The organism is Vibrio sp. SBT000027 (assembly GCF_963894355.1).
Lineage (GTDB): Bacteria > Pseudomonadota > Gammaproteobacteria > Enterobacterales > Vibrionaceae > Vibrio > Vibrio splendidus.
On the sequence record NZ_CAWQGD010000004.1, the window covers coordinates 2154411 to 2181046 of the forward strand.

A 26636-nucleotide genomic window follows, 5' to 3' on the forward strand; every position below is an offset into this window, starting at 1 on the left:
GATAAAAAGTCGTCAAACCCTCGGACTTCAGAACATTGAGGGTTCAACGACAAACTTAAATCAAAAAAGCGTAGGCAACGGAATCAACTCCAGCCCCAGTACACCACTGATGCTCATGACCACCAGCAGGGACACCTTAAACACCGTCTTTGACCACTGGATGTAGTTTAGGCAATCAACCTTACGAAACGTCACTTTAGTCCACATAAAACAGACTGCCGCCGACACCGCGAGGTATTCGTAGCCCGCTTCTCCGAGTAGGAACAGCGCCAACGAGACTGCGCCAAACGCCACCACATAGGCTTTCATGTGCTGATGCGCTTTGTCGACGCCCTCTTTCACCGGTAACACGGGAATGCCTGCATCTCGATAATCTTGAAGGCGAAACATCGCGATCGCGTACGAGTGTGGCATTTGCCATAAGCAGAACATCGCGAACAACAAAACCGCTTCCAAACTAATGTAATTAGTCACCGCCAAGTAACCAACCAATGGTGGAACGGCGCCCGAAATACTGCCGACTAAAGTGCCGTAAACCGATGTACGCTTGTACCACATGGTGTAGAAAAAGACGTAAAACACATAGCCAAGCAACACCATGACCGCAGAGATCGGATTAGCGAACTGAAACAGTAGCGCTGTGCCTGCTAGCAGTAAAACCAAGGCATAGACGAACGCGACGTCTGTATTGATGTTTCCTTGAACCAATTCTCGATTTTGTGTGCGCTTCATCTTTTGGTCGATGTCTCGATCAAAGATGTTGTTCACAACACAACCTGATGCAATCACAAGTCCCACACCCGCTAATGTTGTCAGTAACAACATCGCACTGGCTGGTTCTGTTTTTGCGGCGAGGAAGAACCCCGCCGCAACAGAAATCAGGTTGCCGAAAATGATGCCCGGTTTGGTGATAGACAGATATCTTTTCAGCATACCCTTGCCTACAACTTCATGTTGACGTTCATGTTGTAGATAATCCATACCGAGCCAGCGATAAGAATCAATACAACAATGGCGGTAAACATCAGTGACACCAAGTTCCAACGCCCATCGGAAGATTTCGCTTCCATATGTAAGAAGTACTTAAAGTGCACAAAAATTTGCACCAACGCGCAGCCGAACAAGATCACGTACGTTTCTGTGCTTGGTAACACATGAGCCCACACGATGTAGAACGGAATAATGGTGAGAATCAGTGACGCAATAAAGCCTTTCACATAATCCGTTGCACCACTGTCTAGATGCTGCTCCATTACATCACCCCCATTAAGTACACGATGGTAAATACACAAATCCAAACGATATCAAGGAAATGCCAGAACAGGCTTAAGCACTGGAAACGCATCGACATGTTGTCGTTCAAGCCTTTGGTTGAAAGCTGGTGATACGCCACCGCCATCCAAATCAGACCGAACGTTACGTGCAAACCGTGTGTGCCAACCAAGGTAAAGAACGCAGAAAGGAATGCGCTTTCTTGAGGGCCATAGCCTTCTGCAATCAAGTGATGAAATTCATACACTTCCATACAGATGAAGGCTAAGCCCAATACGAAAGTGACTTTTATCCAGCGCTTCAGTCCGGTCACGTCTTTGCGCTTCATCGCAATCATGCCAAAACCGAAGGTGATACTACTGAACAGCAGCATCATGGTTTCGACAAACACGAACGGCAGTTCAAAGATGTCTTTACCTGTCGGCCCTGCAATTGATCCACTCTCAAGCACGGCATACGTCGCGAAAAGCGTGGCAAACAGGACACAGTCACTCATCAAGTAAACCCAGAAGCCAAACAACTTGTTGCCCGCAGCTTCGTGGTGATGATCATGCGAATGTGCAAGATCATAAGTGTGTGACGGAGTATTAGCTTGCATACGTCGTCTCCAAGTCATCTTTATTGTCGTTATTACCACTATCAGCATCACTGTCAGCGCTGTTACCACGACCAGAATGATCGCCTTTCACTGACTGTTTTTTCGCTTCTGCAAGCTGCGCACGTCGAGCCGCTTCAATCGCTTTGATCTCTTCAACTTCCACGTAGTAGTCCACATCGTCGTTGTAGCTGTGTTGAATACACGTCACCACGATGCCCACTAAGCTTGCAGCCGCTAGCCACCAGATGTACCAGATCATTGCGAAGCCAAATGCCAACGCCCATGCAGACACATAAATGCCTGTCGGTGTGTTCTTCGGCATATGAATACGTTCGTATTCTTCTTCCTGAGTTGGATCAAACTCGCCACTTTGCTTTTGATACCAGAACGAATCGATCTCATCGCCCTTAGGCAATTTTGCAAAGTTATAGAACGGCGGTGGTGAAGACGTTGCCCATTCAAAGGTACGTCCGCCCCACGGGTCACCGGTTAGATCTCGGTTTTGGTCTCGGTCACGAACACTCACGTAAATCTGAACGAACTGACACACCACACCCATCGCAATCACGCCCGTACCTGCAGCCGCAACCGCCAGTAGTGGGAAGAACTCAGGGTTAATGTCTTGGCTCAAACGACGCGTCATGCCCATAAAACCAAGAGCGTAAAGCGGCAAGAACGCCATCAAGAAGCCGATGATCCAACAGTAGAACGCGCGTTTGCCCCAAAGCTCGTTCAAAGTGAAACCGGTCGCTTTCGGGAACCAGTAACCAATCGCTGCAAAACAACCGAAGACAACGCCGCCGATGATCACGTTGTGGAAGTGAGCAATCAGGAATACAGAGTTATGCAGGATGAAATCCGCACCCGGAACCGCCATCAATACGCCCGTCATACCACCTACAGTAAAGGTGATTAGGAAACCGACCGTCCACATCATTGGTGTGGTAAAGCGGATACGACCTTTGTACATGGTGAATAGCCAGTTGAAGATCTTAACCCCGGTTGGGATAGAGATAATCATGGTCGCGATGCCGAAGAAGGCATTCACATTGGCGCCAGAACCCATGGTGAAGAAGTGATGCAGCCAAACCACAAACGCTAAAATAGTGATAGCCACCGTCGCCCATACCAGCGAGGTATAACCAAACAGTTTTTTGCGAGAGAAGGTTGCAGTCACTTCAGAGAACACACCGAAGATAGGCAAGATTAGGATGTACACCTCAGGGTGTCCCCATGCCCAAATCAAGTTCACATACATCATCACGTTGCCACCAAGGTCATTGGTGAAGAAGTGCGTGCCGATGTATCTATCCAAAGTCAGCAACGCGATGGTGACCGTTAGGATTGGGAAAGAGATGATGATCAGGATGTTGGCACACAGAGATGCCCAAGTGAACACGGGCATCTTCATCATTGGCATAGATGGAGTACGCATGCGCAAAATAGTCGCGAAGAAGTTCACACCCGTTAACGTGGTACCCACACCGGATATTTGCAGCGCCCATATCCAATAATCGACCCCGACTCCCGGGCTCGCCTCAATACCAGACAGCGGCGGATACGCCAACCAACCCGTTCGGCCAAACTCACCTAAGCCCAGTGACATGTTGGTTAGGATAATACCCACAACAAACAGCCAGAAGCTCAAGTTATTCAGATAAGGGAATGCAACATCACGAGCACCAATTTGCAGCGGCACGATGATGTTCATCAGGCCGATAACCAGTGGCATCGCGACGAAGAAAATCATGATCACGCCGTGAGCCGTGAAGATCTGGTCATAGTGATGTGGCGGTAAATAGCCAGTCTCACCAGCTGCAGAAAGCAATTGCTGACTGCGCATCATGACCGCATCGGCAAAGCCACGAACTAACATCACCATCGCGACCGCAATGTACATGAAGCCTAGTTTTTTGTGGTCTACAGACGTAAACCATTCATTCCATAGGTATTGCCACTTACCGGCTTTTGTTACCGCATACACCACTAAACTACCCACTAAAGCGATCATGGTTAAGGTGATCAAAATAATGGGTTCGTGGTAGGGAATTGAGTCTAGAGTTAATCTTCCAAACATGACGATTATCCTTGGGTTTCCGGCAAACAGTTCATTGAACCAGGGTGCTGGGTCACGACATCAGTGAATAAAAATGGTGGGATACTAGAAAACAGAGTCACAGGTTCAGCCACACTTGGCGCGGCCAATGAACGGAACTGCTCCCAATCTTCAATACGATCAGGACTTGCTTTCACTTTCTCCACCCAGTTTAAAAACGCCACTTGATCAGGCATGGCTGATGCGGTGAATTTCATTTGAGAGAACCCTTTACCACTGTAGTTCGATGCAAAACCTTTGAAGTCACCTTCGTGGTTCGCGATCAAATTCAGCTTGGTCACCATTCCTGGCATCGCGTAGATCTGCGAACCAAGACGCGGGATAAAGAATGCGTTCATGATGTTGTCTGAAGTTAGCTTAAACGTCACCGGTACATCTTTCGGGAACGCAACATAGTTAACCGTCGCAATGTTTTGCTCCGGATAGATGAACAGCCACTTCCAGTCCAGAGAGACCACTTCGATCACCATAGGCTTAACGTCACTCTCCAGAGGCTTGGAAGGCTCCAGTTCGTGTGTTGTTCGCCAAGTGATGGTGGCTAGAATCGCGATGATGATGATTGGAATCGTCCATACCACTATTTCAATTTTGGTTGAGTGCGCCCAGTCAGGTGCATACTCTTCTGTGGTGTTGCTTTCACGGTATCTATAAGCAAAGTAGATGGTCATCAGGATCACGGGGATGACGACAATCAGCATCAGCAACAGAGCAGTAATAATCAGCTCCTTTTCCTGAACGCCAACGCTACCTTTTGGGTCGAGCAATGCGGAGTTACATCCTTCGAGCATCAGGACGGTTCCCACCAAACCAATCCTCGACAGATTTGCTCTCGATAAAATGCGTTTATATCTTGAAGCTTCCATTAACTTTCTCGATGGTTATCCAGCCTCAGAACGAACGCCCGAGTACTGGTTGTCATGGTCATTAGAATATTTATGTGTTGAGCATGTGAAACGCCGCATCTCAAAAAGCAATGCAATAAGGTTCGTTACTGCCGGGTTAAAACCACACAGAAAACATGACTTAATTGTTACACTTTGAAATGCATTGTTACATTTGGCGCATTATGAAGAGTTGAAATTGAAAGCTCACCAAACAAACTTGGAAACTAACCTTCCATTTATGAAGACGAAAACTAAGAAGCAGTAAGCGATTAAGACACACATCAATAGCGTGCTACACGGGTGGAGCCAGTACTGACAAGGGATTTAGAAAAAGTAGATAAACACTCGCTCACCACCAAAGCTCGGGGCAAGTTCAAGGTACATTAGAAAGAGCGAATAAATAGAAGTGTGACGCCCGTCAAAATTGTGAATTCACATACCATTTACAAGGTATTCACTGGTTAGATTCTTCAAAACACCCACTCATTCACCAACAAGATAATCAAGCATTCATCGATGCACTAATGTGACGAATTGAAAGAATATAATGGCTAACAGAAAGAATATTTTGGCTCACAGAAAGGATAATTTGACTAATTGAGAGTGTAATAGCGGTGAAAAGACCAACAAAATGGCAGGAATTGGGATGAATTTATCGAGAATAACAACACCATAATCGAGCCAGATACGGCTCGATTATGGGCAATTAAAGAGTAGCTAAATTGAAGAGCAGTTAAATTAAAGATGCGTTAAATTGAAAAACAGTTATGCCGCTTGAGTTGCGATGGTTTTTCGCTGATTTCGAGTCATCAAATGATAAACCACCGGCACGAAGTAGAACGAGATAAGCGTGGTTAACACGGTACCGCCCACAATCGCGACCGCAAACGGAGGCCAGAAACCACCGCCAGCGATGATCAATGGCATAAAGCCCCCCACCGTCGTAATCGTGGTTGAACTGATATGTCGAGTACACGACATAACGGCCTCGACGACTGCATCAACATTCCCAGAGGAAGCCTCCTTGTCTAGCTTCAATTCGGTCAGAATGACAATGGCAGCGTTAATCGCTAAGCCCGCAATCCCGAGCATGGCGATGATCACCGTAAAGCCAAACGGATAACCGAAGATCCATACCGACAACAGCCCTAGTCCACCAGCCAATCCTGCTACCATGAAGATGATGCTACTCATTCGGAACGAGTTGAACGACATCACCACCACCAACACCATCAATACCACCACAACGGCGACATTCGAGATCAGGCTGTTGACTGAATTGTCTCGTTCAGCGGATTCACCACCAAAACCAATCGTGTAACCCGATGGCATCTGATAACTTTCTAGGCGTTTTTGGAATTCATTGAGCACGGTTTGAGGCAAGACTCCCGCTTCAATGTAGCCCTCAATGGTATTCACACGTTGCCCATTTCTACGGGTAATCGCTCCACGACTTGTGGTCAGTTCAAGTTCAGCCAGAGTAGACACATTGATACCCGTAGAATAAACATCAGAGCTTATCGGCAAGCGAATATTACTCAGATGCGCTAAGTTTTCACGCGCCTCATCTGCCACACGAACACGGATTGGTACCGACTCACTGCCTTCAATCACAGAGCCACTTTCACGACCTGTCAGCGTAGTTTGCAGCATACCTGCGAACTGGTTCAATGAAATACCATTCAGCTTTGCGGTGTCTTCATCGACCTTCAACCACACCTTCGGCGTACCTGGTTGCAGCGTTTCCCTTGTGTGCGTCACATGAGGAACACCCGCCAAAATCAATCGCACATCCTCACCAATCGCTTTCAACGTATCGAGGTTTTCACCATACACTCGCAGTTCAACGGGCGCGGTAAATGGAGGCCCTTGGTTAAGCTTACGTACCAAGATTTGTGCTTCCGGAACCTCTTCATCCAACACCTTTTGCAACTGTGGAATTAGCGCATTGGCTTGGTCAAAGTTCTCTGTTTTCACCATGGCTTGCGAGAAGTACGGCGCGTTATTTTGCCTTGCTTGCAGGTTGTAATAGAAGGATGGGAAGTTTGCGCCCACTAGCCAATCGATACGCTCCACTTCAGGGTAACGATGAATAATATCGTCAATTTTTTCAGATGTGTTTTTGGTGGCGTAAATGCTCGCTTGCGGCGGCATGTAAACCTGAATCTCAAACATGTCTCGGTCTGATGGCGGGAAGAATTGCTCAGTCAGCTGAGACATACTCCAGTAACCGGTAAACGGTACCAATAACACCAAAGCAATCGTGATGATTGGATGCGTCACACCAAAACGGACAGAAGACGAGAACCAACGCGTCAAAGCCGGGATTCTCAAACCAGTCATGTACCAATGGTGCTGCCCTTTCTTGTCGACATCACTGAGTTGTTTCGGCAGTAGCTTAGTCGCTAAGCCTGCGATTAAGGTGTGCGAGATGATGTAAGAGCCGATCAATGAGAAAGAAACGGTAATCGCAATACCACCGACGAACTCACCCGATGCACCCGGCATCAAGATAATCGGGGCAAACGCCAACACGGTAGTTAAGGTTGAGCCTAATAACGGCACCCATAAATGCTTCAATGCATTCATGGTCGCTTCAGCGCGCTGTTGCCCTTTCAAGCGATACGCTTGAATGGTATCGACCATCACCACCGCGTTATCAACCATGATCCCGAGCGCCACAATTAGGCCCGTCACCGACATTTGGTTAATCGGTACACCGGTTATTTTCATGATCGACAAGGTCAATAATGAGGTTAACGGCAGAGAAATGGCGACTAAGATCGCGGCACGTACGCCTAAAGTGACAAACAGCACAATCAAAATCAGACCGAAACCGATCATCAAGCTTTTGCCTAAATCGTCTAAGCGAGTCTCGGTATAACCTTGCTGATTAAACAGCACTGTCACCTTAACGTTACTTGGTAACTCTTGCTCAAATTTACCAATCAGAGCATTAGCTCGCGACGTCCAATTATCAACTCGCAGATCAGGATGCATTCTTGCCGCGACAATCACACCCGGCTCACCATCAATAATGGCAATCTGGTCTTGCGGGGTTTTCTCACCACGCCTCACAGAAGCAATGTCTTCCATACGGATGATGTGACCTTTGCTGTCAGTGGCTATTGGCACTTGCTTAATACGTTCAATAGAATCGAGTTCAGATTTAATTTCTAAGCCAAAGCGAGAATAAGCACTGACCAATTCACCGGCAGAGTTTTTCGCATCTGCTCCTTCCAAAGATTCTGCGATATTGGCACTTGAACGACCAAGCGCGGCTGCATCTGCGGTACGTAAACTGATTTGAATCTCTTCTTGTGGCATCCCGTATTCATCAACGAATTCAGTACCCGACAAAGTTCTTAATCGCTTAGCGAGTTCTTTGGCATAACGACCCAGCGTTAATCGGTCAGGCTCGCCTGCACCAGACCAGGTTAGAGATGCGATGGTTGTGAAAGCATAGGTATGGTCGCTATCGAGATCGGGAGAATGAGAGCCCGCAGGCAAAATGGATTCGATGTCAGATAGCTTGTCGCGAGCTTGAGACCAAACTGGCTCAGGCTCGGTGATGGTGTCATTCAATTCTAAGGTGACAATAGACACGCCCGGCCTTGAGGTTGAGCTCACGAGTTTAACTTCACTCAGCTCACGCAGCTTGTTCTCGATAACTTCTGTTACCAAGGTTTCAACACGCTCGGCACTGGCGCCGGGGAAACTGGTAGTAATGTTCGCGTAACGATTGATGATTACTGGATCTTCTGCACGCGGCAACGTCATGAACGCAGAAATACCACTCACCATCAGCAGTGCGGTCATTAAGATAAGCAGTCGAGTGTTGGAAATAGTCTCTATGATTTTCATACTATTTCCTATTCAGCAGTAACGCTGGCTGGCTTCACGGTTTGGCCGGGAACCAAACGATGTAATCCACTGGATATCACCTGTTCGCCTTCGCTGATTGCACCACTCACGTAGGCTTGTTGGTTGTTGGCAAACAACACCTGCACGCTTCGACGTTCAACCTTATTGTCTTCACCAATAACGAAGATATTCCACACACCACGTAAACCATCGATCAAACCCGTGAGCGGAACCCAGTAACCTTGATCATCGATTTGCTCGTCAAACTTAAGGTACGCAAGTTGCCCTTCTAAAACAGACGCTTGCTCCGGAAACAGGTAACGTAAACCGACACTGCGAGATTGAGTATCCACCATCGCCCCCGGATTCAACAGACTCACAGCGAATTCATCTCGCCCGACGCGAATACTTGGCGAAGAAAGCGAAGTCACTTTTTGCATTTGATGGGCAGGAATACCGATAAAGGCTTCCTTCCCTTCAGAGGCCAGCAGTGTCAGTGTTGGATTACCCACATTCACCACATCACCCAACGAGACAAAGCGTGTTGCGATGGTCCCTGAATATGGCGCACGAACTGTCGATTTCACCAGCTTCAATTGATTGCCTTTTACCGAGGCATCAATACGCAGTAAGTTCGCCTGTAACACGCGTTGCTCACTGGTTAACGAATCAATCTCAGCTTCGGCACTGAAGCCTTTCGCTTTCAATGAACGTTGACGTTTAAGGTTCGCAGCCACCAAACTCAATTGAGCTTTGACTTCTTCAGCCTGCGCTTTCAGTTGGCTAGACTCGGTTTCCAAAAGTTGGGTATCCAGTCTGATCAACGGCTGACCCGTTGTGACTGTGTCACCGACATCCACCAGAATCTCGTTTACTTTTCCGGCCAACTCGAAACCTAAATTGGCCTGTTGACCCGCCTTAACCACACCGACATATTCGCGTTGTACTGCATAAGAGGAAGACAGCGCCAAGGCCATCGTTTCCACCGTTAAAATGGTTTGGACGCTCGATGCCGTTTCAGCGGTTGAATCAACCGACTCTTGGGCTTGTTCCTTTTCGCCACATCCAACAAGAAAAGCCGACAATGCCACTGCCACTGCGCTTCCCTTCATCAATTTATACATACGTACTGTTCCTATGCGGTACTCAATTATGTTCTTTTTTTAGACTAACCAAATCAAACTAGACTGTCTAGTTTGATTGTGTTAAAAATAAGTTTCATCGTTAATGATTGATAAAACCATCACAAAAAGCATAATGCTTAGCGTAAAACGAGACACATAGAACTGAGCACCAACAGGCACCAAGCAACGAGACAAACTAGGTAACGAGACAATACTAAGTAACGAGAAGCAAGCACGTGACTAAAATCATCAAGAGTGAACAGAAGAGATCGCAGATCTTAACCGCAGCCAGCCAACTTTTCTCTGAACATGGCTTCAAGATCAATATGGATCAGATAGCCAAAGCAGCGAACGTTTCCAAGCAAACGGTCTACTCTCACTTTAAAAACAAAGACGAACTTTTCGAAACCTGCATGCAAACCAAGTGTGCGGAGCGAGAACTCAGTCCTGCTGCCTTTGATATGGATGCTGCGGTGGGTGATGAGTTGGTGAAGTTTGGTGTGAAGTTTCAGGATTTATTACTTGATGAGCAATCTAGACAAACCTTTCAAAATGCCATTAGCCAAGCGAATACGCATCCAGAGATCGCCTCTATCTATTTAGAAACTGGGCCTCAGAAAACCACCAAGTTACTTGCTGATTATTTGCAGTCGAAAATAGACTCTGGTGATCTCACACTGTCGACATCAAGCTCACCAGTCATTGCAGCACGCCAACTGTTGTTGATGTTTCACGGCAAATCAGCGTATTGGGGATTCTTCGGACACGATAGCGGAGAATCTGAAGAAGAAAGACTTCACTACACTCGCGAATGTGTCGCGCTATTCTTAAACGGCAATCAGCCTCGTTAATCTTAGAATATTTAACCGTTAGCTCGCATTTGAAGCTGACTCAAGAAGTAACTCATAGAAACGTTTAGCAGCAGGGCCTGTCTTGGCTCCTTTTGGTAAAGTCAGGTGCAGCGGAACGTGATACCCACTGCCATTTTCGACATTCAACACAGTGAGCTTGTCACTTCCTCGACTTTCAACAATGTGCTTTGGTAGTCGACAATACCCAACTCCCTGCTCTACCGCGCCAAACGCATGGTCGAAATTATCCACCGTAATACGCTGACTCGACTTCAACCAGCCCACATCCTTTTTGTTCCCTTGCTTTTTACTGCCTTGAATAGCTTGAGCACCTAAATCTCGCACCACAATTTGTGGCAAAGACGACAGTTGATTCAACGACACTGAAACGGCACTTGCTAACGGATGTGAGCTAGCAACTACTGGCTCCATCATCGTAAAACCAAAGGCTTCGGCTGAGTAATTAGTAATAGGCAAGTTGATGATAGCCACATCAGCCAGTTCTTGAGTCACCATTTCGGTTGTTTTAGACAGAGACGTTTCAATCACTTGTATCGATGTGGTGTTGTTCTCCGCCAAAAATGCAGCCATCGGTTGATAAAGACGTTCAAGGCAGCACAAGTGATCAACCGCAACCACAATTTCAGACTCAACACCTTTCGCTAGCTGTTCACTGATCAACTCTAGCTCGCGAGCTTGTTCCAACATACTGCTCGCACGGCGCAACAGTGATTTCCCATCCTCCGACAATACCGCCCTGCGACCTTCAACCTGCACTAAAGTCACGCCTAATTGGTCTTCCAATTTTCTCAAAGCATAAATCAGCGTGGTATGGCTCTTATTCAATTGCACTGCCGCCGCCTGAATGCTGCCTGCGCGGTCAATCTCGTAAAGGGTTTGCCATTGGTCGAGGGTGGTTTTCAATCTCATCGGTCTAAAATCCTGACAGTTAGTAACTATATTATGAACTTTTCTGTCTGTTTTTTACAGGTAATATCTATTTCAACAGGCAATCAAGCCTCCTATGTTTTGCGAAATGACCATGAGTCTCAGCGCAATACCAAGTAACTGTTTGGAGAAATAACCATGAAATTATTACAAGTCGATTTTGAATTTAGCGGCCCATTTGGTGAAGAGATGTCAAACGCACTCGTTGACCTAGCAAAGTCTATTAACAACGAACCGGGCATGATCTGGAAAATTTGGACAGAGAGCGAAGCAGAAAAACTGGGGGGCGGCGTCTACTTATTTGAAGATCAGCTGAGTGCTGAAACCTATCTGGCGATGCACGCTGCTCGCCTTAAACAGATGGGTGTCGACGAAGTACGTGGTGTGATTTTTGACGTCAATCAGCCATTAACTACCATTAATAAAGGCCCAATCAACGGTTAATCAAACTTGTTCATTCGCTGAATGACAACAAAGATACTGAATAGCTAAGTCGCTAAGTCGCTAAGTCGCTAAGTAATAAATAGAGAGATACGTAATGAACAACAAAACTTTTCTTAGCCTACACGGCATTATTTACGCAGGGTTTGCCATCGCACTGTTTTTTATCCCAACGGTAATGTGGCCCATGTACGGCGTGGAAATTAATGATAAGTACGCTTACTTTCTCTCTCAACACACCAGTATCTTTTTGGGTGGTATCGCAGCGATAAGCTGGTTGCTTAGAGACATTGAACCCGGCGTATCAGCTAAAAAGCTCATCCAAGGTTTGGTGGTTACGAATATGCTTGGCGCCATCATCACACTGTATGCAGCGTTTACAGGAATCTTTGTTGGCTTTGGCTGGAGCGACCCAGCATTCTTCATTTCACTATCGGTACTCAGTGTTTTGCAGGCTCGTCGACAACGTTACTTACTTACTTAACGAGCTAGCAAACACAAAGAACAAAGCCAAACCAAAAAAGGCACCGGTGAATTGCTCATCGGTGCCTTTCTTTAATTACATGTCACAGCTCTCAAGAGCCAAGCGTTAGAACTCTTCTCAAGAACTAGGCTTATTGTCATGCTCCACAAAAATCAGCTCATCGGTATTGAAGCCACGCTCTTTCGACATCGCTTTGAACTTCTCCATCACTTCTGGCGCAACCTCTGGTGTTCTTGAAAGCAGCCATAAGTAATCGGTGTCTGGGCCAGAAACAAACGCGTATTGGTAATTCTCTTTGTCCAACTCGAATACCACATAAGCGCCATAGAAAGGGCCAAAGAAAGACACTTTCAAATAGCCTTGTTCAGAACCTTCAACAAAATACGCTTTGCCTTCCGCTTCGTTCCATTCACCTTCTTCAGCCGAATAGCCACGGTTAATCACCTTCACGCCGCCATCATCACGAAGGCTGTACTCCGCGCTGATGTTGTCTAAACCACGCTCAAACGAGTGATCCAAACGAGCCACTTCGTACCATTTCCCTAAGTATCTATCCAACTCGAACTGTTGAACGGGCTTAACCGTTTCGGGCATGCCGACACAACCACCCAATAAGATCACGCTAAGCAGCAATAATATTTTTTTCATCCTAACCTCGACTTGTTTTTATTAGTAATGCGAGTAAGTCTCTTGAAAACATAAACTTACATCCTTGGTAATACGTTAAATCCATTTTTATAGTTCACTTAACTGTAATTTATTCAGAATCTTATGTGAATCGTTTAGTCTGCGAATGAATCAATGGCGTTTCATTGCTATTCGATATTGAGTCGGTGTCACCTGTTTATAGGATTTAAACTGACGATTGAAGTTAGCTTGGTTATCGTATCCCACTTTCTCCAAGATCAAACTGACAGGCAAGGACGTATTAATCAGCAAGTCGCACGCGACATTCAACCTGATCTTTTTAAGCCGTTGACTGAAGCTCTCTTTATAATGTTTTTGAAACAAGCGCCTAACGCTACTTTCACTGATATATAAGTGACTGGCTAAATCGTTAACCGAGATATCTTGAATGAAGTGATTCATTAAGAAGGCTTCGACCTTATCTAACTTATCGCTGATCTCATCACCTTCACCGGCCTTAAAGATCGGGTTAATCAACTGCACCACCTCTTCGTCATCAAGTAACACCGAAAACAATGAGAATAAGGTGAGTAACTGCTGGTGTGGTGGTTTCTCCATCACCCTATCTAACAATTCCGTTGCCTTCTCTGCGGTAGCGGACGAAAACTGCAGGCCTTTCTTTGAATCTTCCAGCAATGCACGCAACGGTTCGAGCTCTCGACAACTGTCTATCAACGGCTCTATCCAGTCTTTACGAAACCAAACCACATGCGTTTCACATACTCGTTGGTCATCCGTACTGTCGTCCGAATAAATAGCATGAGGCAAGTCCGGCCCAACCAAAATCATATGATTATGGAACACATCGCTTTGGTGATGCCCAATAAAACCATGACCAGTAAAGTGACGATGGATCGCTATCTCATACTCTTCGTGCCGATGCCAACCATAGCTTTTACTGTTCTCGACAATTTTCTTATAGCGCCAAGACATGCCAACTCGCTGTGGCACTTTTTCCAAGTAACCTTTCATTACGATACTCAATGACTTTTTAATATTGAAATTATACGTAACAAACCACCCAAATCAGCACATTGACTGAAAAGTATTGAACATTGCGCTGACGGTACTCTTCTCTTCGTCTCCGATAAATATACTGCAAGTGAACTTAATCAGGAGAGCAACTATGGACACTTTATTATTAAAAATTCGCGATATGATTCTTGCCACACGTCAACAGTGGATCGGCGAGATCACCTACAGTCACAATATTAAAGGTGACCACACCTGGAAATTCTATGGCTATAACTCTTATGACGAATATAAGAAAGATCTGCGTAAGAGCCTAAGACAAGAGTCGTGATGAAAGGCTTATTCAAACCACAATTTATTGATTAATCGCGGTTTTTATTTGTCATTCATGTAGAGTTTCACACTTGCCACTCGCTTTCTATACTTACTAAACAGTGGAACATGGAAGACATAATAATGAACAACAAGCTCACTCTGTCACGCACTGCATGGATAGTATTACTCGCAAGCTTAACGGCCGTAGCGCCAGTTCTTTCACAAGTCAACACCGTTGTCCAAGCGCAAACAGCCGTTAAAAGCCAAAGTGCAGACCAGATATTTACCAATGCAGATATATACGGGCATCGCGAGTCGGACTCGATCGTTACCCACAAAGGCAAGATCATCTTCATTGGTAACCAATCACAGGCGCAAACTTTTCAAGGGCAAAGTACTGATGTCATTGATCTAGATAATGCCTTTGTGCTGCCGGGGTTCATTGATAATCACAATCATGTGTTTGAAGCCGCCTCAGAGCTGGGTGGCAATTGTGAACTCGACTCAGAAGCAACATTAGAAGAACAAATTCCCTACCTAGAAGCGTGTAAGATCAATGCTGATACCGATGGCAGAGGTTGGCTAATGGGTTATGGTTTTTCTTTGGAAGCGACGCTCGATAGTGACTCTGACTACACCCCACTAGAGATCATCGACAGTATCTTCCCGGATCGCCCTGTGGTGATCATGGAGCAGACTTCACACTCAATGTGGGTCAACTCAAAGGCTCTGAAAATCGCCCGAATCAGCCAACAATCTCCAGACCCACAAGGCGGCGCCTATTTAAAAGATTCTGATAGCGGAAAACTTAACGGCATCTTATTAGACAATGCTGGCGATCAAGTGATGGAGATGGCTTGGAACAGCCAAAGCGAGCTGTTTGAGCAAAGCTACCAAGGGTTAATGTTCGGACTTGAGGAAGCGGCAGCCCACGGCATCACTACCATTGGCGACGGTCGCATGTATTGGAAACGAGGTTGGTATGACGTTTGGCTAGAGGCCGAGCAAAATCAAGACTTAACGGCGCGTGTTTCGCTACGCCCTTGGGTGTACCCATCGATGGCAATGCCTTCTCAATTAGAAGTCTTTGAAAAGATGTATTCCGACGATAAAAGTCGCCTACTGCTCGTCGATCAGGTGAAAATGTACAGTGATGGCATCTTCATCAATGGCACCGCCAAAACGCTCGCACCCTACTTAGATACTTATCTGCCCCTGTCTCCTAATGGCTTGAACTATATTCCACCAGAACAAATGAAAGAGTGGCTAACTGCGCTCGAAGAAATCGGATTTAGTGCGCACATTCATGCCATTGGTGATGGTGCCGTTCGTGAATCGCTTGATGCGATAGAAAGCATTCGCAAACAAGGTTCAACCAAGCCCTACACCCTAACCCATGTCGAATTAATCAATGATGAAGATGTGCCACGTTTTCGCCAATTAGACGTGACCGCAGATTTCCAAGTCGGCTCTGATTACGTTGCAAGGCATCAACACCAATGGGCCGAAGCTTTCCTTGGTGCTCGCCGTGCCAAAGCCATGATGAACTTAGACGCGATACTTAAGACTGACGCCAATATCACCTTAAGCAGTGACTGGAACGTACACGACATCAACCCTTTAGTCGGCATCGCCAACAGTTTAATCATGGGTAAAACAGGCCTAACTGATATCTACACGGCTATCGACGCTTACACGCTCAATGCAGCCAAAAGTCTTGGAATAGAAGACGTAACAGGTTCTATTGAGGTTGGAAAATCAGCAGACTTCGCGATTCTCGACCGAGACATCACCACAGTATCGGCAAGACAAATAGCCAAGACTCAGGTGTTGATGACGGTGTTACGCGGGGATGTGGTTTACGAAAAATAGAGCCCACAAGCGCATCGAATTGGTTATCGCAACTCAAACGAAAACGAGCCAGCTTAATCAGCTGGCTCGTCTGTTATTCACATATGTATTTTATGTTGTGTTACGCGTTGGTCTCTTTTAGTGCTTTCTCATTTGATTCTTGCTTTTCATCCAGAACAAAGTAGATCTTCGACACAATCACTTCAGCAACCAGAATCGTAAATACCACAGCGAAGAAAGCTACCACGCCACCCCAAGGGCCTGTGAAGCTCACCTTGTCACCGAACATGAGGTTTATCGCTTCTAGCATGACGAATTTTGAGCCAACAAGAATAATGTATGTCGACAGTGCTCGATACACCTTAGGTACCGTTCCAGGTTTCTGTTTAAAGTAATCCGCTACCTTGTGCTCTAAACCAATAGAGAGCTTCAACAACAACTGCAGTAACAACGCCGCTATCAAAGAAATAGTGAAAGATTCAATGTTGACGAAGTCCCAGTACTCATCGAAAAAGTTAAGTACGACTAAGTCCACCAGCACGGCTAACGTGTAACCTACGAATAGACGTTGTGGTGTGTTGAACCCGTAAACTTTGTCTGATTTAGTCATTCTGTCTCTCTCTAATTTGATAAGTAGCCTTGATTTGAAATACATCTTAGCGTTCGAATCGAAGCAAAACTTACCATTTCATGACACCACTCAAAATCATTCACGAAATTAATGAATCGTCATAGTGTCCTCGCGCCTCCACCTTTAATAATCCTGATCGCCCACGTATCACTGTAAAGTAAAATGGCACTCTCGAGTGATCTGCTACTACCAAGTAACCTGCCACTACCAACTAAGGAAAGAATAGAAACGCTAAATGGATGACCCTTATTTAAGCAATGAGTGTGTTAATTGAAATCTTGCGTCCAATAAGACATCTTCGATGCATCTGACTTACTGGCTTTGTATCCAATCCCCATCTTTGTGTGTCGGCTATTCATCACGTTTTGGCAGTGACCTTCGTGACCAGCCCAACTATTAAGACCAGCATTGTTAACTTGCCCATCACTTCGCGGGCTGGTGTAACCAAAAATAGGAATCACAACAGAATTGGATGAGAGGACAAACGCATTCTGACCAGAACTGTTCACAACAAAGTGACCTTGAGCATCTCTTCGGTACTGCTCATCTGAGTTCAACTGGGCATTACTCGCCGTGTTATTGTCCCAAGCGATAGGAGCTGCTGGTGGGTAGTTACCACTCGAAAACGATGAACCAAATGCATCACAATAACGTTGTGTCGACCTCGCACAATTTGTCGAGATAACAGATTGATACTTAATACTGTTCTGACTTAGATCTTCTGGAATGTTCACAATTCGGCACCATTTTTCATCGGCAACGCCTTGACCGGGCATCCCCCAAATCGCACCATTCAATAATTGATTTGTATCTAGTGAAGCGAAATCGATGAGAGTGTCGCTATTAAGCTGACCTAGATCCAAATCGATCTTTCCAGATGAAGTGTTCAACTCAAAGATCGAGGCCCCAACCTCCTTAGCTGCTGCATTAATTTTGTCGCGCTGTAATAATTCCCAAGAATCACCAAACCGCTCTTTTGACTGCTCTCCATAAGCTTGAGCGATAAAATCGTAAGTAGGTAAATTAGACTCTATCCCGCTCCCATCTTTGGAAACTACGCTGCCAACGGTTTTAAATTCCAACGAACTGTCGAACACCGTATCGTTAAACACATACGATCCCAAGTGCTCACTAGAACAAGAGTTACTTTGCATATCGTATCTATATTCAGAAATTGTACCGTCCACAAGTAACTGATGATTCTTCCTTTGCGCGCTTAATCCTGTGGTTTCGTAACAGTGCCAATCGTTAACAAAGTTGCTGCCATTATCGATAACGATTGTTGGTACAGCGATAGTCACATCAACCTTCTGAGTATCTCCACTCTTGAACGCAGGCAGCTCATTTTTGACGATAATAGATGAGAAATTTCTGATTGGATCCGTTTCTTCGATAAAACCTTCGATAGCAAAAATCATATTGTTGCTAAGAGCTTTAATGTCAGGCTGCTGAGAGGTAGATGATGAGCCAGTATTACTCGGATTACTTGGAACATTAGCGTTGTTAGACGTTGTGTTGTCACCTCCTGATGAACTTTCTCCTCCACAACCCGTAATAATCAGTGCTAGAAGGGCGACTGCCGAGATATTTTGTTTTTTCATGAGTTAATCCTTAACCATATATTTTTCTTGATGTAAGGATGCTGCCTCATAGAACGAACTTAAATTTCAGACCAATGTCAGAGCCCCTAAATACTGACACCGATTTAACATTTTATAAGATATTGTCAATTTAACGTTCGACCTATAAGTAGATGAACTCATTCAGTATTTTCCTTAGGCCTTCCGTTTAAGAGCCAGTTACAGTTCGGTAAATTGATTCTCAACACAAGGTGACGACGATTTGAAATACACCTTAACGTTCGAATAGGAAAAACTTAGAAATATAGAAAAGCACCAAAAGATAAGTCTCGTCATTGCTTGTCACCAAATGGCCATTCTTCAAATGCTACGCCCCATATGATGACCCCATCAGCGACACACACTCATTTCCAAAAGGTGCAGACTATGAAAAAGCTAATCACTAACGCGAACGTATTTAACGGTGTTGATAACAACTTAATCGAGAACGTATCAATCCTCATCGAAGATAACTTGATCACTCAGATTGGAGAGATTGACCCAACGATTGCCGATGAAACGATTGATGCTCAAGGCGGTACGGTCATGCCAGGCCTGATTGATGCGCACGTTCATATCACGCTCTCTGCCTCTTTTAATGTCATTGATACGATGACTCGTGAAGAAGTGGCGATTCGCTCAACAAAGATTTCTGAAGAGATGTTAATGCGCGGCTTTACTACCATTCGCGACGTGGCGGGCAATACGCTTGGCCTTAAAAACAGTATCGACAAGGGCTATGCGACTGGCCCACGCATTCTTCCTTCAATGGCGGCTATCTCACAAACCTGTGGTCACTCAGATTACCGTCAAAACCAAGCACAAGAGCGTTTAGCTAACGGGCATGAAGATTCACCAATGATGAAGCTTGGTGCAATGAAAGTGGCAGATGGTCGTTCAGAAGTCTTAAAAGCGGTTCGCGAACAACTGTTTATGGGCGCTTCTCAAATCAAGATCATGGCGGGTGGTGGTGCATCTTCAACGTTCGACCCGCTAGACACGTTGCAATTCACATCAGAAGAAATGAAAGCCGCGGTTGATGCCGCTTCCGATTACGGTACTTATGTTGCCGCGCACATCCACACTTCTGATGCGATGCGCCGAGCGGCAGAAGCGGGCGTGATGTCTTTCGAACACGCCACCATCATGGACGACGACATTGCCGAGATCATTAAAGAGAAAGGCATTTGGGTGATTCCTTCTTACTTTACCTCTTCATTGATTGCAGAGCGTAAGATCCCGCTGCCAAATGAAGAGACATACCGCAAGACAGAACGCGTAGGCAAAGCGATGTTCAAGTCAGCAGAACTGATTAAGAAATACGACATTCAGAACATTGCTTTTGGCACTGACTGTGTAGGTGAAACCAACGTTCACGCGACACAATTGAATGAACTTGGTGCGATTGAGCAAGTATTCGATACCATCACCGCACTTCGCATGGCGACATCAAACTGTGGACGCTTGTTCGAGATGTCGACCTATCAACACCCATACCAAGAAGGCAAGCTAGGTCAGATCGTTGAAGGCGCGTATGCCGACCTATTGATCATCGATGGCAACCCACTGGAAAGTGTTGCTTGTGTGGCGAACACAGAGACACAAAAACTGATCATGAAAGACGGCAAGGTGTACAAAAACACACTTTAACCTCTAAAAGCTCTCGTCCCTACGCTACAAAACAACAAAACAACAAAACAACACATCTAAAGCAAATAACCGAGATGGCTAACTTGGTTGTTTGCTTTTTTTTGGATCGCCTAAAGCTTATCTCGCCCTCAATTGAAAATGTTATATATCCAATTCGCGCAGTAAAATATAGACATTAACTTCCATACTACGAGTTAGTTTCCGTTTTTCGAGTTAATTCTCACTCTATGAATTAATTTCCACTCTATGAATTAATTTACATTTACGTATTAGCCACCCAAATAACATCCGCCTAAAAAACACAAATGGAATATAAACCTGTAAAAATTCAACATAAACAATCTATAATTATTTCGTGAAAAAATACAGAATAAAGGGAATTATTTCAGCATAGACAGCTCTAACTAAATGTTAAATAATCATTTATCTGGAGGTACTATTCTAATGCAACTTTGGTAACCCTTCCCCCTTAAGTTGCACATTAAGTAATTTGGATAAGTAAATATCATTAATAATTTTTTGTAATCAGGAATTAACAATGAGACTGTTGTTGTACTCAACATGTGGTGTTCTTAGTTTTCTAGGAATATTTGGCCTAGCTGCGTTATACATTGTTTACTAATTTTTAAACTACTTTTATAAGTTAATAAACAAATAATAAAAAGCCCTAATAAATAGGGCTTCCTTTTATCCATCAATAAAAACAGTGCAAATATTGTAAATTATTCTATTTACTTTTCTCTTCTAGCTTAGCCTTTACTATTTGATATAGTTTTTCGTATGGCAGATAACCGGGGAGCAATGTTCCATCAATGAGCATCGCTGGTGTACCTCGAACACCCAGCTTTGTGAACAAGTCATAGTTTTCAGCAACTTCAGTCGTTATTTTACTGTCTGAAGAAACGTAATCGGTGGCTTTGTTCTTCTTCGCTACTTTCATTATCGAACGAACGTTGTGAATGCCAGGCTTACTGATCAACATCTCTTCAACTGCTTTGTATTTATCTTTGTCATTGTTCCAGACATTGAGTCCAAAAGTTGCTGAGTTCAGTGGCGAATCTCTCTCCTTTAGAGGGATATAAATATTTATCACCTTGATGTCATTAGGGAACTCATCCGCTATTTTTCGAAGAACAGGGTCTAATTTTTTGCACCACGGGCAACTAAAATCAGTCATATTTACGATCGTCAGTTTTGGATGTTCGGAACCATACCAAGGGTGATGTGGGTTGTTATAAATAAAGTCATGACTCTCAGCTAACGTTTTATCAAAGCTACTTTGTTGATCTATGTAAGCAGCCAGACTGTCGTGAACCGAATCGATAATACCTTCGTTCGTTTCTAACATTTGCGTTATCTCGGCAATCTTTTCTTGTTTTGTCATTGCGAAAGTGACGGGAGAGAAAGCCAGTGTAACCAATAGTGTGATGATGCTTTTTGTAATGAATTTCATATTTTTCCCATTAATACTTAGCTAACCAAAGTCGGGCTGCGATACCTATTGGCGTAGTAATTCCTGAAGTAACACTTGTTACTTTTCCATCATTAATAACAATGAGTGTTGGCGTTAAGGAGATTCCCCAATCGCGTGCAATTTTACCTTGAGTGTCATTAATGTTGTCGTAGCTATACCCTTTAGCATTCATATAGCGTTGAACTCTTTCATCTTTACCCGAAGTCAGTGATACACCAACGACGGGATAGCTTGATGAAAACCAATCAACCACTGGCGTCACAAATTTGCAGGCGACGCACCATGTCGTCCAAAAATAAACTAATACCGGCTCTTTCTTACTCATCTCTATTACATCTATCGGTTTACCGGATAACGACATCCCAACCATTGGCGGAACGTTCTGCATTGGAACGTCTTTTGTACGCCAATAATCAACACCAAAGACCACGACCAATGCAAACAAGGTATACAGTAATGCCGATCTCAACTTCTGCTTTTTGGTCTGAGGTTTTGCCTTAGCTTTTTTTCTCATCATTCGTCACCACCTTTTGCTTTCTCAATGGCTTCCATAACCGCATCACTGGTTAAGATGACAGGAAGCTCAATACCTTCCGGAGCGTTAGGGCCATAAACCATATTGAACGGAACACCGAACCGGTTGTGATCTTGTAGGTATGACGTGACACTATCACTTGGGACTGTCCAATCCCCCTCCATCGGCACTACATCACCTTCAGTCAATGCGCTGTAAACAGGATCTTGTAAGAGAACCCCGATCTTGTTTGCTTTACAAGTCACACACCAATCAGCGGTAACATCAACGAAAACTACTTTGTCATTAGCAACATGATCATCAATGGCTACGGTCGACAAAGCTTCCCACTCAGGTTCTGGTGGCAGTATTTTGGATGTTGCTTTCTCGACAAATAACGAGGCAGAGATAACACTCAACAGCAGCAAGCCAACAGCACCCGCAGTCTTGATTCCATGCACTTGAACCAACCTGACAAGCAATAGGCAAACACTGACCGCCAGTATTGCGTATAGCCACAATTGAGGGACATGAGGTCGAAGCAAGCTAAAGAGCCAGACGCTAGTGATTAGCATCATTCCGCCGAACAGGTATTTAACACGGTTCATCCATGCCCCAGGTTTAGGCAGCGCCAAAGCTATCGATGGGAATGCAGCAACGATGATCCATGGAAGTGCCATACCAACGGCAAGTGCGGTGAAAATACCAAACATCGTCGGGATAGTCGTGGCAAGAGCAAATGCAACGGCTGTACCAAGAAATGGAGCAGAACATGGCGTAGCCAATAGCGTTGCGAACATGCCTTGAGTAAAGTGTCCGACGTAACTACTGTCTCCCTTGGTTGCCATCCACGTATTTGTATTCGATGAAAGACGGATCTCGAAAAGCCCTAACATGTTGGCGCTGAAAAGGGCTGTGACGATAAACATCCCACCGATAAACCAACCATTTTGGAACTGAATTCCCCAACCGATAACGCTGCCTGATATTTTTAACACAGCCAAGAAAGTGGCGATTAACCAGAAGGATGCGAGGATGCCACTCGCAGATGCAAGGAATTGGAACCTAACCTGTTTCCTTGCCATGCCTTGAGCAGAAATAACCCCACTCAGTTTCATTCCAAGCACAGGGAATACACAGGGCATGATATTGAGAATCAACCCTCCTAATAGCGCCAAAAGCACCATACTTATCATAGAGCTATTACCCACAATGCCGTTGGTAACAGTGGCTGGGTATTCTGTAATGAAGTCTTTGTCTTTGATGCTTACACGGATGTGTTGGTTGTTGAGATCGGGTGTGCCCATCCAGCTGCTTACGTCATAAGTCGCAATGGCTTGGTTACCTTCAATTTCAATGTGAGGAATACCAAATTCAGCATCTTGCATTTCATCTGAATCACCATCCACGATTATATCGGGTGCAGTCCAACCAATTTGATGTGTAGCAATCACTTGAAGTTGCGACTTGTGAGCATCCCAAATCGTAGATGTGCCCTCTACAAGCGGTGAGTCTTTCGGCACTTCGCTCATTGCTTTTGCGTAGACAAGCATCGCGTCGTTATCTACAGTCATCTCACTTGGGTTAAACACCAAATTGATATCAAAATCCGTGAGAATACATATGGTGGTGCATGAAGACATCGTCAGCACTGCATGGAGCTCAACAGGTTTGTTCATATCATCAATATGAAGATTCATCGGAAAGATGATGTTGTGCTTGTAGCCTAGCGTATCTATGCCGAGCAAGTTGAAGCGTTGAGGAAACTTCCAAAACCATTGCAGTTGCGAAACGTTCTTAGAGTCGGCCCATTTAATTTTGGGCGCAATGCCTCCTTCGCCAGGACTTCTCCAGTAAGTTTTCCATTCATCAGAAAGGTTCACTTCCAGATAACCCGCCGCGGTTTTATCTTCTTTATTAATTTGTCCTGTCATGACAAAGCGCGTTTCTACATACGGATGTAACTTGTCTTGCATCCAACCCGTTGTAACAGGAGTCATCGATTCGCTCGCACTTGCGTTCACAGTGAATGTTGAACACAACGCAACGAATAGCCAAAGCACAACAAAGTGCAATGACATTTTGCTTTTAGGCATGTCTAATTTTTCCTTAAAAAATGAATAATATGAGTGTTAGTTAAACGCTCTTATTCTCATTCTTTAAAGACACAGACCTTGAGATGGATGCGCCTACCTTTGTGAAGGATTGGCTCAGTGAAGGGAGGGAAATACGGGACAGTACTTAGCAGCCACAATACGACGACAACGAGTATGAAGTACGTGAATATAGCTTGATCATTGACTTGGTGGTGATCAAAATTTATCAGGTGTTCTGATAACTCACATTTTTGGACGGATTGGCCGTCTTGGGATTGAGATGCCCCATCAGTAAAACCGCCACCATCGCTAATCTTGTTTGCCTGCACGGCAGTAGAAATAGCAGAATCACTATTGTCATAATTTACTTTGCAACCTTGGATAAAACTCATATTACTGGCAAGACAGAAACAGATAACCCAACCCACTAATAATAGTGCGCTACGAGTTAGCTGATGTGTGTTTCGACTTGAGATCATATCTAAACTGCAGATGTCTTGTGATGGTAAACGTAGCAATACGACTTAACTAAAATAATAAAGTTCAATTTTTTTCGTATGGCCGATAATTTTCATGAATCAAAGCGATTGAGAATCGTAAAAATCGTATACCAACAATCAGTATCGAAAAGACAATCTCTATAGCACATCGGTATCAGCCATAGCGCTGTCGAGCTGCATGGAATAAATAAACTCGAATCAAAACAGGACATGATCAAGAACAACATATGACCTAACTCTCTGTTTTCTTGCTAGTATTAAATTCATGCTGTTTGTTTATGTATAAAATTTGTTGATTGAATGACGAAGCTTGTTGATATGGGGATGAGATTGGAATGAGACGATTACTGACTGCACGCTTACTCAGTACAGTGCTGTTACTCAGTACTGTGCTATCAGGGTGCAGTAACTTTAGAAACCTGTCTAATGAGATAGAAGCTATAGACTCCATAACCAATCAATACATGGTGACCTTGAGTCAACCTGCCTCCGGCTCTGCCGTGGTGATTGAACAAATCAAAGACATCAATAAAAGCGAAGTGGATGGCTACGATGGCATCATAGACAGCGACAGTATTCACTTACAACTCTCAAATAACATCCATTACCTCCTCGTCTTTGAAGATAAGAATCAAGACCTAACCCTACAAGCTGATGAAGCATTCAGCGTGGTTAACCTGCGCGGTCACAAAGACAAATCGACAATCGAAGTATCACTCGCCGTTAATGAGAGTGATGCCCCAAGAGCGTTTGTTGATCGTTCATTGTCCTCACTATTAAAAATAGAGTTAGACCTCGTCGATATAGGCACAGTGGTGGATTTATCAGATCCCCCTTTTGAAAAAGGGAATGCAAAACTCGGTATGTGGCAGCCACTAACATTCTTACTTGAAGATAATGCTGGGCTCTATTTTCTATCTGAATATGACCCAAATAAAATCCCAATCCTATTCGTACATGGAATCAATTCAACGGCTTTAGATTTCGCCCCTCTAATTGAAAAAGTGGACCAATCTAAATACCAAATATGGGTGTTTAACTACCCTTCAGGTCTATCTCTTTCTTTGAATTCGAAAGGCTTAAATAACCTATTCCATACAGTTGTGACTGAATATAAGATCCAACAGTTGCATGTTGTTGCCCACAGTATGGGCGGCTTGATCGTGACTAACAGTATTCGTCAGTGTCGCATTGGGCAGTTATGTGATTTTATTAGCAGCGTAACCACCATCTCTTCGCCGTTTGGTGGTGTCGAGTCAGCTAAACAAGGGGTGGAATACTCTCCCGTGGTAATGCCTGCTTGGGTTGATTTAAACCCAGACGGCCAATTTATCGCTGACTTATTTATTGATAACAGTAAGATTCACATTCCCCACTTTTTAGCCTTTGGCTATAACTCGGGCGATCTATTTAATACCAACAGTAACGATGGCGTCATCAATTTATCAAGCCAGTTATCACGCCCCGCTCAATTGAACGCCGACCAAATTCGTGGTTACAACGAAAACCATCTCAGTATTTTAGATAATGATGATCTGTTTGAAGACCTGTCGAGCTTTTGGCTAGCAGCAGAGCAATAACCCCTCCCTATACATAACCCGACAAACCAGTTGGCGTGAATGGTATGAACATTGGCGGTATTTGCACTGCAAGCCAACACGCCAATCTTTATTCTAGTCCCATAAATCAGCACACGGAGTGACGCTAAGCCTAGCGAGCTAGGTTTCGAGACAAGGATAGTGACT

22 protein-coding genes are annotated in these 26636 nt (G+C 44.6%); 7 read left to right on the forward strand and 15 right to left on the reverse strand.

Annotated features, from left to right (window positions below):
* Positions 1–60: 60 nt before the first annotated feature.
* The 7 genes from cyoE to AACU28_RS19455 all read right to left on the reverse strand — a co-directional run bounded on the left by cyoE (position 61) and on the right by AACU28_RS19455 (position 9858).
* On the reverse strand, positions 61–981 hold the full coding sequence (cyoE, locus tag AACU28_RS19425) for a heme o synthase (protein ID WP_102429141.1): 921 nt from the start codon (positions 979–981) through the stop codon (positions 61–63).
* Entirely contained in the window at positions 942–1253 is a 312-nt protein-coding gene (cyoD, locus tag AACU28_RS19430) for a cytochrome o ubiquinol oxidase subunit IV (RefSeq protein WP_004736302.1), read from the reverse strand. Before cyoD ends, cyoE begins: the two co-directional genes overlap by 40 nt.
* Positions 1253–1870 carry a cytochrome o ubiquinol oxidase subunit III gene (gene cyoC / locus AACU28_RS19435; RefSeq protein WP_010439790.1) on the reverse strand — a complete coding sequence of 206 codons (618 nt, stop codon included), beginning with the start codon at positions 1868–1870 and terminating at the stop codon, positions 1253–1255. The genes cyoD and cyoC overlap by 1 nt, the downstream gene beginning before the upstream one ends.
* Positions 1860–3947, reverse strand: a complete 2088-nt coding sequence (gene cyoB / locus AACU28_RS19440; protein WP_017078918.1) for a cytochrome o ubiquinol oxidase subunit I — start codon at positions 3945–3947, stop codon at positions 1860–1862. Before cyoB ends, cyoC begins: the two co-directional genes overlap by 11 nt.
* Before the next feature lie 5 nt (positions 3948–3952).
* On the reverse strand, positions 3953–4849 hold the full coding sequence (gene cyoA / locus AACU28_RS19445) for a ubiquinol oxidase subunit II (protein ID WP_077680639.1): 897 nt from the start codon (positions 4847–4849) through the stop codon (positions 3953–3955).
* A gap of 786 nt (positions 4850–5635) precedes the next feature.
* The gene (locus tag AACU28_RS19450) at positions 5636–8734 is read right to left on the reverse strand and encodes an efflux RND transporter permease subunit (RefSeq protein ID WP_121603451.1); all 3099 of its coding nucleotides are present in this window, start codon (positions 8732–8734) and stop codon (positions 5636–5638) included.
* 8 nt (positions 8735–8742) lie between these two features.
* Complete coding sequence (locus AACU28_RS19455; RefSeq protein ID WP_121603452.1) at positions 8743–9858, reverse strand: efflux RND transporter periplasmic adaptor subunit; 1116 nt, start codon at positions 9856–9858, stop codon at positions 8743–8745.
* A 236-nt stretch (positions 9859–10094) separates the two neighbouring features.
* Here AACU28_RS19455 and AACU28_RS19460 point away from each other — a divergent pair, with 236 nt between their 5' ends.
* On the forward strand, positions 10095–10709 hold the full coding sequence (locus AACU28_RS19460) for a TetR/AcrR family transcriptional regulator (protein ID WP_004736309.1): 615 nt from the start codon (positions 10095–10097) through the stop codon (positions 10707–10709).
* A gap of 18 nt (positions 10710–10727) precedes the next feature.
* On the opposite strand, the gene AACU28_RS19465 is transcribed toward AACU28_RS19460, so the two are convergent.
* Positions 10728–11639: a LysR family transcriptional regulator gene (locus AACU28_RS19465; RefSeq protein ID WP_108109909.1), complete on the reverse strand. Its 912-nt coding sequence runs from the start codon at positions 11637–11639 to the stop codon at positions 10728–10730.
* A 156-nt stretch (positions 11640–11795) separates the two neighbouring features.
* Here AACU28_RS19465 and AACU28_RS19470 point away from each other — a divergent pair, with 156 nt between their 5' ends.
* Together AACU28_RS19470 and AACU28_RS19475 are read left to right on the forward strand one after the other, a co-directional pair.
* Positions 11796–12101, forward strand: a complete 306-nt coding sequence (locus AACU28_RS19470; RefSeq protein ID WP_108109910.1) for a monooxygenase — start codon at positions 11796–11798, stop codon at positions 12099–12101.
* 94 nt (positions 12102–12195) lie between these two features.
* Positions 12196–12582, forward strand: a complete 387-nt coding sequence (locus AACU28_RS19475) for a hypothetical protein (RefSeq protein WP_017104129.1) — start codon at positions 12196–12198, stop codon at positions 12580–12582.
* A 117-nt stretch (positions 12583–12699) separates the two neighbouring features.
* Here AACU28_RS19475 and AACU28_RS19480 read toward each other — a convergent pair whose 3' ends face one another.
* Entirely contained in the window at positions 12700–13230 is a 531-nt protein-coding gene (locus AACU28_RS19480) for a lipocalin family protein (protein WP_017104130.1), read from the reverse strand.
* 150 nt (positions 13231–13380) lie between these two features.
* Positions 13381–14241, reverse strand: coding sequence for a helix-turn-helix transcriptional regulator (locus tag AACU28_RS19485; protein WP_121603453.1), 861 nt, complete (start codon positions 14239–14241; stop codon positions 13381–13383).
* Between the two features lie 154 nt (positions 14242–14395).
* Between AACU28_RS19485 and AACU28_RS19490 the strand changes: the two genes are divergently transcribed.
* The gene (locus AACU28_RS19490; RefSeq protein WP_017086128.1) at positions 14396–14572 is read left to right on the forward strand and encodes a hypothetical protein; all 177 of its coding nucleotides are present in this window, start codon (positions 14396–14398) and stop codon (positions 14570–14572) included.
* A 125-nt stretch (positions 14573–14697) separates the two neighbouring features.
* On the forward strand, positions 14698–16428 hold the full coding sequence (locus tag AACU28_RS19495; protein WP_121603454.1) for an amidohydrolase: 1731 nt from the start codon (positions 14698–14700) through the stop codon (positions 16426–16428).
* Between the two features lie 100 nt (positions 16429–16528).
* Here AACU28_RS19495 and AACU28_RS19500 read toward each other — a convergent pair whose 3' ends face one another.
* A complete protein-coding gene (locus AACU28_RS19500) occupies positions 16529–17017 on the reverse strand; it encodes a hypothetical protein (protein ID WP_121603455.1) in 489 nt (162 codons plus the stop codon).
* Between the two features lie 287 nt (positions 17018–17304).
* Entirely contained in the window at positions 17305–18639 is a 1335-nt protein-coding gene (locus AACU28_RS19505; protein ID WP_121603456.1) for a CAP domain-containing protein, read from the reverse strand.
* Between the two features lie 405 nt (positions 18640–19044).
* On the opposite strand from AACU28_RS19505, the gene AACU28_RS19510 reads away from it, so the two are divergent.
* A complete protein-coding gene (locus tag AACU28_RS19510) occupies positions 19045–20307 on the forward strand; it encodes a metal-dependent hydrolase family protein (RefSeq protein ID WP_121603457.1) in 1263 nt (420 codons plus the stop codon).
* A 727-nt stretch (positions 20308–21034) separates the two neighbouring features.
* Here the strand turns inward: AACU28_RS19510 and AACU28_RS19515 are convergent.
* Genes AACU28_RS19515 through AACU28_RS19525 form a run of 3 tightly spaced genes read right to left on the reverse strand, consistent with a single transcriptional unit; the run spans position 21035 to position 24391 of the window.
* Positions 21035–21760, reverse strand: a complete 726-nt coding sequence (locus AACU28_RS19515; RefSeq protein WP_102560150.1) for a DsbA family protein — start codon at positions 21758–21760, stop codon at positions 21035–21037.
* Positions 21761–21770: 10 nt separating this feature from the next.
* Positions 21771–22298, reverse strand: coding sequence for a protein disulfide oxidoreductase (locus AACU28_RS19520; RefSeq protein WP_017084628.1), 528 nt, complete (start codon positions 22296–22298; stop codon positions 21771–21773).
* Positions 22295–24391 carry a protein-disulfide reductase DsbD family protein gene (locus AACU28_RS19525; protein ID WP_121603458.1) on the reverse strand — a complete coding sequence of 699 codons (2097 nt, stop codon included), beginning with the start codon at positions 24389–24391 and terminating at the stop codon, positions 22295–22297. Before AACU28_RS19525 ends, AACU28_RS19520 begins: the two co-directional genes overlap by 4 nt.
* Before the next feature lie 835 nt (positions 24392–25226).
* On the opposite strand from AACU28_RS19525, the gene AACU28_RS19530 reads away from it, so the two are divergent.
* A complete protein-coding gene (locus tag AACU28_RS19530; RefSeq protein ID WP_054543102.1) occupies positions 25227–26471 on the forward strand; it encodes a lipase family alpha/beta hydrolase in 1245 nt (414 codons plus the stop codon).
* Positions 26472–26636 lie beyond the last annotated feature (165 nt).